This window comes from Burkholderia sp. 9777_1386, from assembly GCF_015712265.1.
GTDB lineage: Bacteria > Pseudomonadota > Gammaproteobacteria > Burkholderiales > Burkholderiaceae > Burkholderia > Burkholderia cenocepacia.
Genome location: NZ_JACCQB010000014.1, coordinates 26294 through 40096, shown reverse-complemented (window position 1 = coordinate 40096; position 13803 = coordinate 26294). Strand labels below are relative to the sequence as shown.

The 13803-nt window shown below is 67.2% G+C and carries 12 protein-coding genes; 3 read left to right on the top strand and 9 right to left on the bottom strand.

Annotated features, from left to right (window positions below; translation table 11 throughout):
* Window positions 1-64 precede the first annotated feature (64 nt).
* Complete coding sequence (locus H0X91_RS13560; RefSeq protein ID WP_048985535.1) at window positions 65-439, top strand: hypothetical protein; 375 nt, start codon at window positions 65-67, stop codon at window positions 437-439.
* Between the two features lie 38 nt (window positions 440-477).
* Here the strand turns inward: H0X91_RS13560 and H0X91_RS13555 are convergent, their stop codons facing one another.
* The 3 genes from H0X91_RS13555 to H0X91_RS13545 form a co-directional block, all read right to left on the bottom strand.
* On the bottom strand, window positions 478-1272 hold the full coding sequence (locus H0X91_RS13555; protein ID WP_006485656.1) for an SDR family NAD(P)-dependent oxidoreductase: 795 nt from the start codon (window positions 1270-1272) through the stop codon (window positions 478-480).
* A 403-nt stretch (window positions 1273-1675) separates the two neighbouring features.
* Window positions 1676-2230 carry an inclusion body family protein gene (locus tag H0X91_RS13550; protein ID WP_196433090.1) on the bottom strand — a complete coding sequence of 185 codons (555 nt, stop codon included), beginning with the start codon at window positions 2228-2230 and terminating at the stop codon, window positions 1676-1678.
* 122 nt (window positions 2231-2352) lie between these two features.
* The gene (locus H0X91_RS13545; protein ID WP_006485650.1) at window positions 2353-2907 is read right to left on the bottom strand and encodes an AidA/PixA family protein; all 555 of its coding nucleotides are present in this window, start codon (window positions 2905-2907) and stop codon (window positions 2353-2355) included.
* A 363-nt stretch (window positions 2908-3270) separates the two neighbouring features.
* Here H0X91_RS13545 and H0X91_RS13540 point away from each other — a divergent pair, with 363 nt between their 5' ends.
* Both H0X91_RS13540 and H0X91_RS13535 read left to right on the top strand, forming a co-directional pair.
* Window positions 3271-3828 (top strand): inclusion body family protein, encoded by a 558-nt coding sequence (locus tag H0X91_RS13540; protein WP_006485654.1) that lies wholly within the window; start codon window positions 3271-3273, stop codon window positions 3826-3828.
* Between the two features lie 232 nt (window positions 3829-4060).
* The gene (locus H0X91_RS13535) at window positions 4061-4906 is read left to right on the top strand and encodes a helix-turn-helix domain-containing protein (protein WP_196433089.1); all 846 of its coding nucleotides are present in this window, start codon (window positions 4061-4063) and stop codon (window positions 4904-4906) included.
* Between the two features lie 12 nt (window positions 4907-4918).
* Here the strand turns inward: H0X91_RS13535 and H0X91_RS13530 are convergent, their stop codons facing one another.
* The 6 genes from H0X91_RS13530 to H0X91_RS13505 form a co-directional block, all read right to left on the bottom strand.
* Window positions 4919-5506 carry a LysE family translocator gene (locus H0X91_RS13530; RefSeq protein WP_006485658.1) on the bottom strand — a complete coding sequence of 196 codons (588 nt, stop codon included), beginning with the start codon at window positions 5504-5506 and terminating at the stop codon, window positions 4919-4921.
* 99 nt (window positions 5507-5605) lie between these two features.
* Entirely contained in the window at window positions 5606-7090 is a 1485-nt protein-coding gene (locus H0X91_RS13525) for a heavy metal sensor histidine kinase (protein WP_034202394.1), read from the bottom strand.
* Window positions 7087-7782 (bottom strand): heavy metal response regulator transcription factor, encoded by a 696-nt coding sequence (locus H0X91_RS13520; RefSeq protein WP_006485649.1) that lies wholly within the window; start codon window positions 7780-7782, stop codon window positions 7087-7089. Before H0X91_RS13520 ends, H0X91_RS13525 begins: the two co-directional genes overlap by 4 nt.
* Window positions 7783-7815: 33 nt before the next feature.
* Complete coding sequence (locus H0X91_RS13515) at window positions 7816-9321, bottom strand: efflux transporter outer membrane subunit (protein ID WP_058903594.1); 1506 nt, start codon at window positions 9319-9321, stop codon at window positions 7816-7818.
* A gap of 5 nt (window positions 9322-9326) precedes the next feature.
* Complete coding sequence (locus H0X91_RS13510) at window positions 9327-10556, bottom strand: efflux RND transporter periplasmic adaptor subunit (RefSeq protein WP_058903078.1); 1230 nt, start codon at window positions 10554-10556, stop codon at window positions 9327-9329.
* A 36-nt stretch (window positions 10557-10592) separates the two neighbouring features.
* Window positions 10593-13760, bottom strand: coding sequence for an efflux RND transporter permease subunit (locus H0X91_RS13505; protein WP_034202391.1), 3168 nt, complete (start codon window positions 13758-13760; stop codon window positions 10593-10595).
* Window positions 13761-13803 lie beyond the last annotated feature (43 nt).

The window sequence follows — 13803 nt, the reverse complement described above, 5'->3', positions numbered from 1 at the left end:
ACCCAAAGGTCGAGTAGCATGGGGCTTTCGATCACGCCGGCATGGCGCAGCAGATTCCCCGAGCATGCGATTGATTTCGATGTCCCGTCCCGCAGCGACGCTGTCCCTGGCCGCCAGCTGCCTGATGTTGCATGGGTGTGCGTGGTTCGACTCGTGGCTGCCGTTTTCGTATTCGCGCACGCCGCTGGCACGGGCCGCGTCGAGGCACGGCGCGACGCGCGCCGACGTCGTCCGCGCCGCCGGCAACCCGCGCAGCGTCTGGATGGTCCGCAACGGCAGCGGTGTCTGCTACAACTATTTCATCGAGCACGGCAACGATCACCGGTCGTACTTCGTCGTGTTCGACAAGGCCGGCGTCGTCACGCAGTACGGCTTCGATTCGTGCATGGACGCCGACCGCAAGGGCACGCTCCAGTCGGGCAAGGCCGCATCGCGCTAGCGCGGCCGCCTGCGCCGCGCGAGCGTGTCACGCACGCGTCACGCGATCGTATCGAGCACGCCGCCGTCGGCGCGCAGCGCGGCGCCCGTCGTGGCCGAGGCGAGCGGCGAACACACGTACACGACCAGGTTCGCGATTTCCTCGGGCAGCGCCGGCCGCTGGATGATCGACGTCGCGCGCTCGGTGCGCACGAAATCCACCGCGACGTCGTCGATGCTGCGGCCCGTTTCGTCGGCCTGCGCCTTCAGCATCGCGCGCACGCCTTCCGACATCGTCGGCCCCGGCAGCACCGAATTGACGGTCACGTTGGTGCCGGCCGCGAGTTTTGCGAGGCCGCGCGCGATCGACAACTGCGCGGTTTTCGTGAACCCGTAATGAATCATGTCGACGGGAATGTTCAGGCCCGATTCCGACGAAATGAACACGATGCGCCCGGCATTGCGTTCGATCATCCCTTTCAGGTAATGCCGCGCGAGCCGCACGCCGGACATCACGTTGATCTGGAAATAATGTTCCCATTCGGCATCGTCGATGTCGAAGAACTGCTTCAGGCCGTAGATGCCCGCGTTGTTGACGAGAATGTCGGCATCCGGCGTGTGCTGCGTGACACGCGCGACGCCGGCCGCATCGGACAGGTCGGCGGCGACGCCGTCGAAGCTTGCGCCGGGCACGGTGTCGCGCAGTTTCTCGAGCGCGGATTGCACCGACGTGTCGCTGCGGCCGTTGACGACGACGCGCGCACCGGCGCGCGCGAGCCCTTCGGCGATCGCGAGCCCGATGCCGGCGGTGGAAGCGGTGACGACCGCGGTCTTGCCTTTCAGATCGATCTGCATGAGCGTGGCGGGGGGAAGAGTGAACGGGAAGCGCCGCGCGTGCCGCGGCGGACGGAATTCAAAGCTTAGGCAAATTCCGGTCAATAGGCCATCTCGCGAGCGCGTCGGCGGCGGTCATGCAGGAATGCCGGGGAGGGAAGTCGTGAAGTGCCGGCGTGGATCTCGGTCGCGAGAGATCCGTGCCGGCTCGGGGCAACCACGCGTGAGATCGGGTACCGCGCGTGCTTCACCCGCGCGGTACCCGACCGACGACGTATTCGCCGGCCGCGATGGCAGCAGGTCGAATGTCGGCCGGAAAGAGTCGGCGCCACTGCCGATGCTGGCGGATGCCGTGCATGCCGCCAGCCCATTTCGTGACTATTGCCCGCGGAACGGGTGAGCCGTCAACGCCGGAAGGCGAATATCAGGAGCACGTGACGAACCAGTCCCACCAGTAGTATCCGACCAGCTCCTGGGTGCTTCTTTCCAGCGTATAGAGCCCGAAGCACGCGCCAAGCGTTTCTATCCCGCTCTCTCTTGCCTTGGAGCCAATGCTGACGAAAGTCTGCGGCTTCGTCACCGGCGGCAGGCCGTCGCGCGTTTCAGGATTCAGTTGCACGGCGTTCACGTCGAGGAAGTCCTGCGAAAACGGGTTGAATACCTGCTGGCCGAACAGGTGCGAAACCTGATAAATCAGCACCGCGTCGTCCACGTTCCCATAGAGGGAGACTGCCCTCAGTGAAACCGTGTCGCCCGGATACAGCGTCAGAACAGGGTCGGCCGGGCCGTTTCCGATCGACCCGCCCCGCGCACCGGTATACAGCAGGCGCACGGCGCGGTGATCGACGGCGATCGGTAATTCGGGCTGCCTGCTCGGATGCGGGTATCTCCACTTGACGTATTCCGTGTCGATTACCGCAAGGATGTCGATTTGCTGCGCGCTCGGGTCGAGCGTGAGGCTTCCAAGATCGGCTGTCATACGGGTGCTCCATTTTGGTTTTGTCGCGGAAAAGGCGCGGCACCCTCCGGGGCGCCGCGCAAGATCTGCCGACTTGAATCGCTCCCGTATCGCTTCGGAGCGAGTTGTCGGCGGCGCTCGCGTCAAGCAGCGGCGGCTTGCCAGACCCAGAAGAAGTAGCCGAACAAGGATTTCCTGTTCTGGCTCCGCGTATAAAGCGCAAAAGACGTGGCGAGGTACTCGGATCCGGCGGATTTTGCGACGGATTCGAATGCCTGGAAGACCTGGGATTGCGCCGAGGTCGCGATGAGGTCCGGCGTTTCGGCAGCGCTCGCCGCGCCAGCCTGTTCGATGGTCACCGCGGTAAACGGAGCGAACACCTGAGCGCCCGAGTATTGCTGGACGTGGTAAATCAGCGCAGCGTCTCCGGAATTGTCGGCCAGCGACGTCCCCATCAGGGATACCTTGTCGCCGACATTCAATTTCAGGCCCAGATTACCGTTTCCCTCCGAACTGCTCACGCCGGGCGCGTGGCCGTTGAGCATGAACAACGCAGTGCTGGGGATGCTGGTCGGGTTCTGCGCGTTCAGGCTCGGATTGGGGTGACTTCTCTTTATGTAATTCGTGTCGATAACTGCAAGAATTTGAATGGACTGAGCGGCTTTTTCCAGATTGATACTGTTCGGATCGACTTTCATTGGAATGCCTCCGTGGTGGGCCAATTGCCCGTGCGGTGCGCGTGGCGCATCGGCGATGCGCTTTTTCAGTATTGGCCATTTATATTGGTTTTAGTACCTGTCAGGTTTGATGGGGGATTTATTTTAATGAAAATTGCTTTTCGCGGGCGAGGTGGGGTCGATGTCGCGGTGTAATCGACTGTAATTGATTTTTATGGATTTTTTCGGTCTGGAATCGGGTTGTCAGGTGTGAATTAAAACGTTCGTCGCCGCGTAATCGACTGTAATTGATTTCGATTGCCGAAGAGGACGATATTGTCCTTGACGCGCCAATGACGCGTCGTCGGATTTAAATTCATAACGCTTAATGAATGGAGATCAGCCATGGCTACCGAAGTCACTCTTGCATCGAGCGCACAGGACATCAACATCATCGCGGTGATCGATACGGAATGGGTCAAGAAAACGTATCCGAATCCGAGCCAGGATCCGAACAAGCCGACGGGCATCGCCCACAATGGCCAGTTCCTGATTTGCACCGGCGCGCGTGGCGTCAAGGGGCAGGGTACGGCCGACCTGGAAATCACCGCATATCCGGGTGACCGCGTCCAGTTCACCGGCGTGTCGATCTACGACAACTCCGACGATGCCGTGATCATCTACAACATCCCGCGCTATCAAGGCGACGAGGTATTCAACCCGTTCGTCTGCAACACCGTCGTCCGCAATGGCGCGGTGGAACCCAACCCGGATTCGGGGAGCCGCAATGGCCTCCCGCCGCTGAAGAAGCAACTCACGTTCGCGACTTTCGACTCGTCGGTCCGGAAAAGCGGCACCGAATATTTCGGCGTTTGCTTCGCGCTTTACAAGCTCGTCGGCGGGCAGAACCAGGAACTGTTCGGCTACTACTGGTGGGATCCGAAGATCTACGTGCCGGCCTGACCCGATCGTCTCGACGTCGGCGCCCGAGCAGGCGGAAACGCCTGTAGGCGGGTACAGGGAGCGATGTCCCGGCCCAGGCGCGACATCGTGTCGGGCGCCGGCGACGGGCAGGATCGTGCCCACGATCATCGTCGTGGGCACGATTCAACCGAACATCGAAGCCGGACGGTGCGGTTGCGCGGCGCCGCACAGTCTTGTACGGTGAGCATTCGTCCGAACCGGAGCCCGCCGCGTGAACCGTACCGCCAACCGATCCACCGTACCGTCGCCGTTCTGGCGCGATACCGCGCTGCCGTTCATCGAGGCGCGCACGGTCGACGACGGGCGTGCGATCTGCTATGCGAAGCACACGCACGACACGCTGTCGGTGGGCGCGATCGTCGGCGGCACGAGCACGTACGTAAACGGTGCGACGAACGCGCACGTCGGCCGCGGCGTGCTCGTGATCATCGATCCGGAGCAGGTACACGCCTGCAATCCCTACGGCCCCGATGCGTGGGCATACCGGATGGTCTATGTCGACGTGCCGTGGCTCGCGCGGCTCCAACACTCGCTGGGGCACGATCCGAACCGCGATTTCCACGGGTTTTCGCCGAAGTGGACCGAGCGCGGCGACCTGTTCGCGCAATTTGGCGGCTTCTATCGCACGCTCGTGTCGCCCGGCATCGATGCGCTCGGCAAGGAAAGTGCGGCGGTCGAATTCTTCACGGCGCTGCACGGCGCGCTCGACCGTGAGCTGCCCGACCGGCGGCCGGGAGACGACAACGCGAAACTCGCCCGCGCAGCCGACTACATCGCCGCCCATTGCCGCGAGTCCGTCACGCTCGATGCGATCTGCGCGGCGGCCGACCTGTCGCCGTCGTACCTGATCCGCGCGTTCAATGCGCGTTACGGGATGACGCCCCATGCGTTCCTGATCGATCGGCGCGTGCAGTACGGCCGCACCGAGTTGCGCCGCGGCCGGCCGATCGCCGAAGTCGCGCTCGACGCCGGCTTTGCGGACCAGGCGCATTTCCAGCGCGCATTCCGTCGGATCGCGGCCGCGACGCCCGGACAGTATCGCAGCGCGATGCGCTGACCGGCGAAGCCGCTACACGTCCAGCAGGAACAGCGCGCTGCCCGCGAGCAGCAGCGCCATCAGCCGGTTGAACACGCGCATGCGCCGTGCGTTCGCGAGCCGGTGCCGCAACGACGCGCCCGCATAGCCCCAGCATGCGATCGACGCGAAGCAGATCACCAGATACAGCGCGGCGAACTGCCAGACCTGCGCGCGGTCGCCATCGGCCGCATATGCGCCCATCGCGGCCACGCACGCGAGCCATGCCTTCGGATTGAGCCACTGCATCGCCGCGCCGGACGCCGCCGACGGGCCGGCCACGTGCGGATCGGCCGACAGCCGGCCGTCGTCGAGCGCGAGCCGCAGCGCCATGTACAGCAGGAACGCGATTCCCGACCACTGCGTGGCCGTCGTCAGCACGGGCCAGCGCGCGAGCGCCGCGTGCAGGCCGAGGCCGATCAGCAGGAACAGCGCGACGAAGCCGAGCGTCGCGCCGGCCGCGTAGCGCAGGCTCGCGCCGAGGCCGTGGCGGGCGCCCGCGCTGAGCGCGACGATGTTGACGGGACCGGGGGTGATCGACGAGGCGAGCGCGAACGCGGCCATCGAAACCAGCATGCTCATCAGGTGTCTCCATGCGACATGTCGAAAGTCGTATCGAGACTACGGGCGCCGCGTCGGCCCGTATTGAAGAAAACTGCCCTCGGCGGCGCGCGACCGCCGTCAGTGCAGCGCGCGCGGCGCGTGCGCCGGCCGCGCGTCGCGCGGACCAGACGGATTGGCCGAATCGGCCGAATCCACCGCGCCGGCGACATCGGCCGGCCGCAGCGGCCCGCCCGAGCAGGGTTGCGTCGATACCGAGAAGCCGAACGTGTTGACGCCGCCCGAGCACGCGACGAACACGCCGCCGCCGTGCATCTCGGCCACGGCCTTGACGATCGACAGCCCGAGCCCGTGGTTTTCCTTGCTGTTCGCGCGCGCTTCCTCGAGCCGGTAGAAGCGCTCGAACACATGCGAGCGCAGCACCGGGTCGATCGGCTCGCCGGGGTTCGACACGGCCATTTCGACGAGCGTGTCGCGGCGCGTGATCGTCACGTTCAGCGTCGCGCCGGGCGCCGAATGCTGGATCGCGTTGATCAGCAGGTTCGTCATCGCGCGGCGGAACAGCGACGGATCGACGGCCGCGCGCGCATCGCCGTGCAGTTCGGCGCGCAACCGCGCCTCGTCGAGCGGGATTTCGAGGAAGTCGAGCATGCGCCGCACCTCGTCGGCGAGCGATACGTCCTTCAGGTCGGTCGCGCGTTCGCCGCGGTCGCTGCGCGACAGGAACAGCATGTCGTTGATGATCACGCGCAGCCGCTCGAATTCCTCGAGGTTCGACTGCAGCGTCTGGCGCATCCGGTCGACCGACCGGTCGCGGCTCGTCAGCGCGACCTGGGTCTGGCCGATCAGGATGCTGATCGGCGTGCGCAGCTCGTGCGCGACGTCCGCGTTGAACGCTTCGAGCCGCGCGTAGGTTTGCTGGATCCGTTCGAGCGCGCCGTTGAACGACGTCGCGAGATCGCGCAGCTCGGGCGGCAGCGCGTCGGTGTGCAGCCGCTGGCGGCGGTTCGTCGCGCTCACGCTCGCCGCGTCCTGCGAGAGCCGGTCGAGCGGCGCGAGCCCGAAGCGCGCGACCGCGCGGCTCAGCAGCAGCGTGATGACGGTGGCCGTCGCGATCAGCGCGGCCAGCGTCCAGCCGAAGCGGCGCAGCATCCGCTGCGTCCGTTCGCACGACGTCGCGACCACCAGTTGTAGCGTCGGCCGCTCGCCGGCGCCGGCCAGCGTGATGGTTTTCGTCATCACCGCGTAGCTGCTGTCGTTGAGCTGGTAGCGCTGGAACGCGCCGAACGGCGGGTCGAGCGGCACGCCGTCGACGGGGCTGCCGAAGCGGAACGCGGGGTTGTCGCTGATCACCTGGTAGTGCGTCGAGCCGTCGGGCGGCTCGAGATCGGCGAGCTTTTCCTGCATCAGGCGGCCGCGCGCGGCCGTGGTCGCGTGCGACACGATCATCTGGGCGACCTTGGCGCGCGTGTCGATCGTCGCGCGCAACTCGGCGAACAGCTGGCGCTCCATCATCACGAACAGCCCGCAGCCGACCAGCGTGAACACGAGCAGCGACACGATGCCGAACATCGCCGAAAGCCGCAGGATGATCGAGCGTTTCATGCGCGCCGCTCCGCGTCGCCGTCCTCGCGCGCTTCGAGCACGTAGCCCATCCCCCGGATCGTGTGCAGCAGCTTGTCCGCGAACGGGCCGTCGAGCTTCGCGCGCAGGCGCTTGATCGCCGTTTCGACGACGTTCGCATTGCTGTCGAAGTTCACGTCCCACACGAGTTCGGCGATGGTCGTCTTCGACAGCACCTCGCCGCTGCGCCGCGCGAGCACGCCGAGCAGCTGGAATTCCTGCGCGGTGAGGTCGAGCCGCGTGCCGTCGCGGGTCGCGCGGCGGCCGATCAGGTCGACGCGCAGGTCGCCGATCGAGATCAGCGTCGATTCCTGCACGCGGGCGCGGCGCGTCAGCGCGCGCAGCCGTTCGATCAGCTCGAGGAACGAGAACGGCTTGGTCAGGTAATCGTCGGCGCCGCCGCGCAAGCCGCGCACGCGGTCGTCGACGCGATCGCGCGCGGTCAGCATGATGACGGGCGTCTGCTTCTGCGCGCGCAACGCACGCAGCACGCCGAAGCCGTCGAGCTTCGGCAGCATCACGTCGAGCACGACCACGTCGTAGTCGAATTCGACGGCTTTCCACGCACCGTCCTCGCCGTCGAGCGCGGTGTCGACGACCCAGCCTTCCTCGGTCAGGCCGCTCTTCAGGTATTCGACGACTTTCGGTTCGTCTTCGACGATCAGCACTTTCATGTTCGCTTTCCGCGTAACCGGGTTAAGGGCAGGTCAAGGGCCGACACCGGCGCCGCGCTGCGGGGCCGCCGACGCGACGTCGGACGGCGCCGGGCCGCTCGCCGCATTGCCGTCCCAGCCGCCGCCGAGCGCCTTCGCGAGAAACACGACGAGCGCCGCGCGCTGGCCCTGGATCTGCACGGCCTGGCGCTCGCTCGTCAGCAGTTGCTGCTGGGCCGTCAGCACGTCGATGAACGGCGTCAGGCCGCCCGCGTAGCGATCCTGCGCGAGCGACACGAGCTTGCGCGCGTCGTCGACGGCCGCGGAGGCCTGCTGCGCGGCCTGCGCGAGCACCGACAGGCCGGTCACCGCATTTTGCACCTCCTGGAACGCGGTGAGCACGGTCTGCCGGTAGCTGGCCTGCGCGGCGACGTAGCCGGCCTGCGCGAAATCGACGCCGGCCTTCAGCTTGCCGCCTTCGAACAGCGGCTGGCTGAGCGACCCGCCGACCGACCACAGCAGCGCCGGCACGGTGAACAGGCCCGCGAAGCGCGTCGCGTCCCAGCCGAGGTCCGGCGACAGCGTGATGCGCGGGAAATACGCGGCGCGCGCGACGCCGATCTGCGCGTTCGCGGCGGCCATCGCGCGCTCGGCCGACGCGACGTCGGGGCGCCGTTGCAGCAGGTCGCTCGGCATGCCGGTCGGCAGCGTGGGCGCATTGATCGGCACCACGCGCGGCGGCAGCGAGAATTCGGGGGCGGGCGCGCCGACCAGCGTCGCGATCGCGGTTTCGACCTGCGCGCGCTGCTGGATCAGCAGTTGCGCCTGCGTGCGCGTCGCGTCGAGCTGCGCGCGCTGCTGCAGCAGATCGAGCCCCGATACCGCGCCGAGGTCGTGGCGCGCGCTCACGTAATCCAGCGCCTTCTGCTGCAGATCGATCGAGCGCTTGACGACGTCGATCTCGGTGTCGAGTTCGCGCAACGCGAAATAGCTCGACGCGAGATCGGCGCTCAGCACGAGGCGCGCATTCGCGAAATCGTCGCGCGCCTGCTCGGAGCTGGCCTGCGCGGCTTCGACGCTGCGCCGCACGCGGCCGAACAGGTCGAGTTCGTAACTGACCGCCGCGCCGACCTGGATCTCGTTCTGCACGGTCGACATGCTGCGCGTCGCGTAGTTGGTCTGCGGCCGGTCGGCGGAGATCTTGAAGCGCTGGCCGCTCGCGTTCAGGCCGACGGCCGGATACTGCGCGGACGCGACCGACGCGAGCGTCGCCTTCGCCTGGTCGTAGCGCGCGGCCACCGCCTTCAGGTTCTGGTTGTTGCGCAGCGCGTCGGCTTCCAGCGCGTCGAGCTGCGCGTCGCCGAACGCGGTCCACCAGACCGGATCGAGCGGCGCGCGGGCCGGCGCGGCCGGCTGCCAGTATTGGTCGGCCGGATCGAGCCGCCACGCGGCTGGTGTATCGACGGGCGGGCGCCGGTAATCCGGGCCGACCGTGCAGCCGGCGGCGACGGCGGCCGCGACGATGGCGGCGAGCGCCACGGGCCGCACGCGCGTGCGCATCGCGCTCACGACTTCGCTCCCGCGACCGCGGAGGCCGGCTGCGCGGCCGGCGCCTGCACGACGACCCGGTCGCCGTTCGCGAGCGCGTCGCTCGGGTTCGCGACGAGGCGGTCGTTCGGCGTGATCGGCCCGTCGACTTCGAGCGTCTGGCCGATCGTGCGCACGACCGTCACCTGTTTCAGCCGGACCTGGCCGTTCGCATCGACGGCGGCGACCGTCGGGCCTTCGGCGCGGAACAGCAGCGTATTGGCCGGCACCTGCAGGCGGCCGACCGGCGTCATCGGCAGCGTCGCCTGCACGTACGCGCCGGGCAGCAGCCGCCCGTCCGGGTTCGGCAGCGTGATCTCGATCTGCAGCGAGCGCGTCGCGACGTCGATCGCCTCGGACGTGCGCGTGATCGTGCCGTCGAACGTCCGCCCCGGCAGCTCGGCCTGCGCGACGCTCACGTGCTGGCCGACCTTCACCTGCTGCGCATACGCCTGCGGCACCTGCACGTACAGGCGCAGCCGGTCGGCCTGCACGACCGTGAACAGCGCGCGGCCCGCGTTGCCGGAATTGACGAGATCGCCGACGTCGACGTTGCGCTGCGTGACGATCCCGTCGATCGGCGCGACGATCCGCTGGAAGCCCTTCAGTTCGGTGAGGCGGCGCATGTTCGCATCGGCCGCCGCGAGGTTCGCGGTGCCCTGGTTGAACGCGCCTTGCCGGTCGTCGAGTTCCTGTTGCGACACCGCATCGCGCTGGCGCAACTGCTGCGCGCGGTCGAACGACGTCTTCGCGAGCGCGAGCGCGGCTTGCGCCTGCTGACGTTGCGCGGTGGCCTGCGCCAGTTCCTGGTTCAGCTCCGGCGTATCGAGCTCGGCGAGCGTTTGCCCCTGTTTCACGTGCGCGCCGATATCGGCCTGCCAGCGCAGCACGTAGCCGCTGGCGCGCGCATGGATCGGCGCCTCGACGAAGCCGCGCAGCGTGCCGGGCAGCGTCAGCTTGCCGCCGGTGGCCGCGTCGACCGGATGCACGACGTTCACGTACTGGCGCGTGTTCTGCTCGGCGACCGCGTCGAGCCGGTTGCGGTTCAGCCCGTTGACGATCAGCGTGCGCGCGGCGCCGGCGGCCAGCAGTACGCCGATCACGATCAGGACGACCCGTCCGCGTCGCGACACCGACGCGCGCGTCGGCAGGTGCATGCCGTGTTCGTCCACCTGGATGCCGACGGCGCTGTGATGTTTCTCTTCCATGAATTCAACCAATTCAACCGGGTAGTGGGGCGAAAGTCAGTGTCCGGCCTGGCGCGCGCGCCGACGGGCCAGCCGTGAATGCACGCCGCCGAACACGAGCGGCACGAACAGCAAGGTCGAAACGGTCGCGAACAGCAGCCCGCCGATCACCGCGCGGCCGAGCGGCGCGTTCTGCTCGGCGCCTTCGCCGAGACCGAGCGCCATCGGCACCATCCCGATGATCATCGCGAGCGCCGTCATCAGCACCGGCCGGATCCGGGTCGCGCCGGCCTCCAGCGCGGCCGTGAGCGGCGGCGCGCCGGCCGCGAGCCGTTGCCGCGCGAACGACACGACCAGGATGCTGTTCGCGGTCGCGACGCCGACCGTCATGATCGCGCCGGTCAGCGCGGGCACGCTCAGGTGCGTGCCGGTGACGAACAGCATCCACGCGATGCCGGCGAGCGCGGCCGGCATCGCGCTGATGATGATCAGCGGGTCGAGCCACGACTGGAAATTGACGACGATCAGCAGGTAGACGAGCACGATCGCCATCGCGACGCCCGCGCCGAGGCCGAGATACGACGTGCGCATCGTCTCGATCTGGCCGCGCATCGCGAGGGCGGTGCCGCGCGGCAGCGTCGCGCGCGCGTCGGACACGATGCGGTCGATCTCGCCCGCGACCGCGCCGAGGTCGCGGCCCTCGACGCTCACGTACACGTCGATCGCCGGGCGGATGTTGTAGTGCGTGATCACGGCCGGGTTCACGGTACTGCGGACCTGCACCAGGTTGCCGAGCAGTTGCAGCGGCGCGCCAGCGCGGCCGCTGGCGGAGATCGGCGTGCCGAGCAGGTCGTCGACCGACGACAGGTTGTATTGCGGGGTCTGGATCTGCAGCGGGTACTGGACGCCGGTGCGCGGGTTGATCCAGAACGACGGCGTCGTCTGCGAACTCCCCGACAGCGAGATCAGCATGTTCTGCGCGACGTTCTGCGCGGAGAGATTGAGCTGCTGCATGCGCGTACGGTCCATGTCGGCCAGCAGGGTCGGCTCGTCGTTGCGTTGCAGCACGTGCACGTCGACGGCGCCGGGGATTTGCCTGATCTTTTTCATCAGGCTGCTCGCAATGGTCATGTTACTCGCGAGATCGTTGCCAAGCACCTGCACGTCGATCGCGGCCGGCTGCCCGAAGTTGAGGATCTGCGTGATGATGTCCGACGGCTGGAAGAAGAACTCGACGCCCGGGAAGCGTTGCGGCAGCAGCGTGCGCAGCGTCTGTACGTAGTGCCCGGTCGCGCGGTGGCCGGCCTTCAGCGCGATCAGCAGCTCGCCGTCGAGCGTGCCGATCGTGCCCGCGTTGCTGTACGACAGGTTGATGCCGCTCACCGGGAGGCCGAGGTTGTCGACGATCGCACCGAGCTCGTCGGGCGGCACGGTTTCGCGGATCACGCGCTCGACCTGGTCGGCGAGGCGCGCGGTTTCCTCGATCCGGTAGCCGGTCGGTGCGCGCATGTGCAGCCGGATGTTGCCGGAATCGGCGTTCGGGAAGAAATCGCGGCCGAGCATGAACACGAGGCCGGTCGACAGCACGCAGAAGCCGAGGAAGCACAGCGCGTAGAAGCGGCGGCGCACGAGCAGGATGCTGAGCAGCACGATGTACCACGCGCGCAGCCGCTCGAACGCGCGGTTGAACGCGTGATGGATGCGGGCGAAGCGCGACGCCGAATGGTCGGCACCGGTGTGCGCCTGCTGCGGGCGGAACAGCAGCATCGCGAGCGTCGGCACCAGCGTGCGCGACAGCACGTACGACGCGAGCATCGCGAACACCACGGCTTCCGCGAGCGGCACGAACAGGAAGCGCGCGACGCCCGTCAGGAAGAACATCGGCACGAACACGATGCAGATGCACAGCGTCGACACGAGCGCGGGCACCGCGATCTCGCCCGCGCCTTCGAGGATCGCGTCGTGCAGGTTCGTACCGAGATGGAGGTGCCGCTCGATGTTCTCGATCGTGACGGTCGCGTCGTCGACGAGAATGCCGACCGCGAGCGCGAGCCCGCCGAGCGTCATGATGTTGATGGTCTCGCCGAGCGCGGACAGCGCGATCAGCGACGTGAAGATCGACAGCGGAATCGAGATCGCGATGATCAGCGTGCTGCGCCAGTTGCCGAGGAACAGCAGGATCATCATCGCGGTCAGCACGGCGGCGATCAGCGCCTCGTGGATCACGCCCTGGACGGCCGCGTTGACGAACACCGACTGGTCGAACAGCGGCGTGATCGTGAGCCCCTCGGGCAGCGTCGGGATCACCTTCGGCAGCAGCGCCTTCAGGTCCGACACGACCTTGAGCGTCGACGCGTCGCCGCTTTTCAGGATCGAGATGAGCACGCCGCGCTGGCCGTTCTGGCGCACGACGTTGGTCTGCGGCGCGAAGCCGTCGCGGACCGACGCCACCTCGCGCAGGTAGGTCGTCGCGCCGTTGACGGTCTGGACCGGCAGGTCGTTGATGTCGGCGACGGTATCGGCGGACGCGTTCGTGTCGATCCGGTATTCGGTCTGGCCCATCTTCGCGGTGCCGGTCGGCAGCACGAGATTCTGCGCGTTGACCGCGTTGACGATGTCGGCCGGCGTGAGGCCCTTCGCGAGCAACGCCTGCGGATCGAGGTCGATCGCGACCACGCGGGTGCGCCCGCCGTACGGGAACGGGATCTGCGCGCCCGGCACGGTGATCAGTTGCGGGCGCAGGAAGTTGAGCGCGATGTCGGCAAGCGACTGTTCGCTGAGCGTCTTGCTCGACAGCCCGAGCTGGATCACCGGAATGCTCGACGCGGAATAGGTGATCACGAGCGGCGGCGTCGCGCCCTGCGGCATCTGCCGCACGATCGCCTGCGCGGACGAGACCGTCTGCGCGATCGCCGTCTGCACGTTCGCGCCCGGTTGCAGGAACACCTTCACGACCGCGATGCCGGGCAGCGACGTCGATTCGACGTGCTGGATGTTGTTGACGGTCGTCGTCAGCACCCGTTCATGCACGGACGTGATGCGGTTCGTCATCTCCGTCGCGGAGAAGCCGTTGTAATTCCAGATCACGCTGATCACCGGGATGTTGATCGCGGGCAGCACGTCGACCGGTGTGCGCATCAGCGCAAGCGGGGTGGCCAGCACGATCATGATGGCCATCACGATGAACGTGTAGGGGCGCCTGAGCGCGAGATTGACGATCCACATGGAGGCGGCGGGACAGGCGGTGATCGGGCGGCGGTGAAGGGAA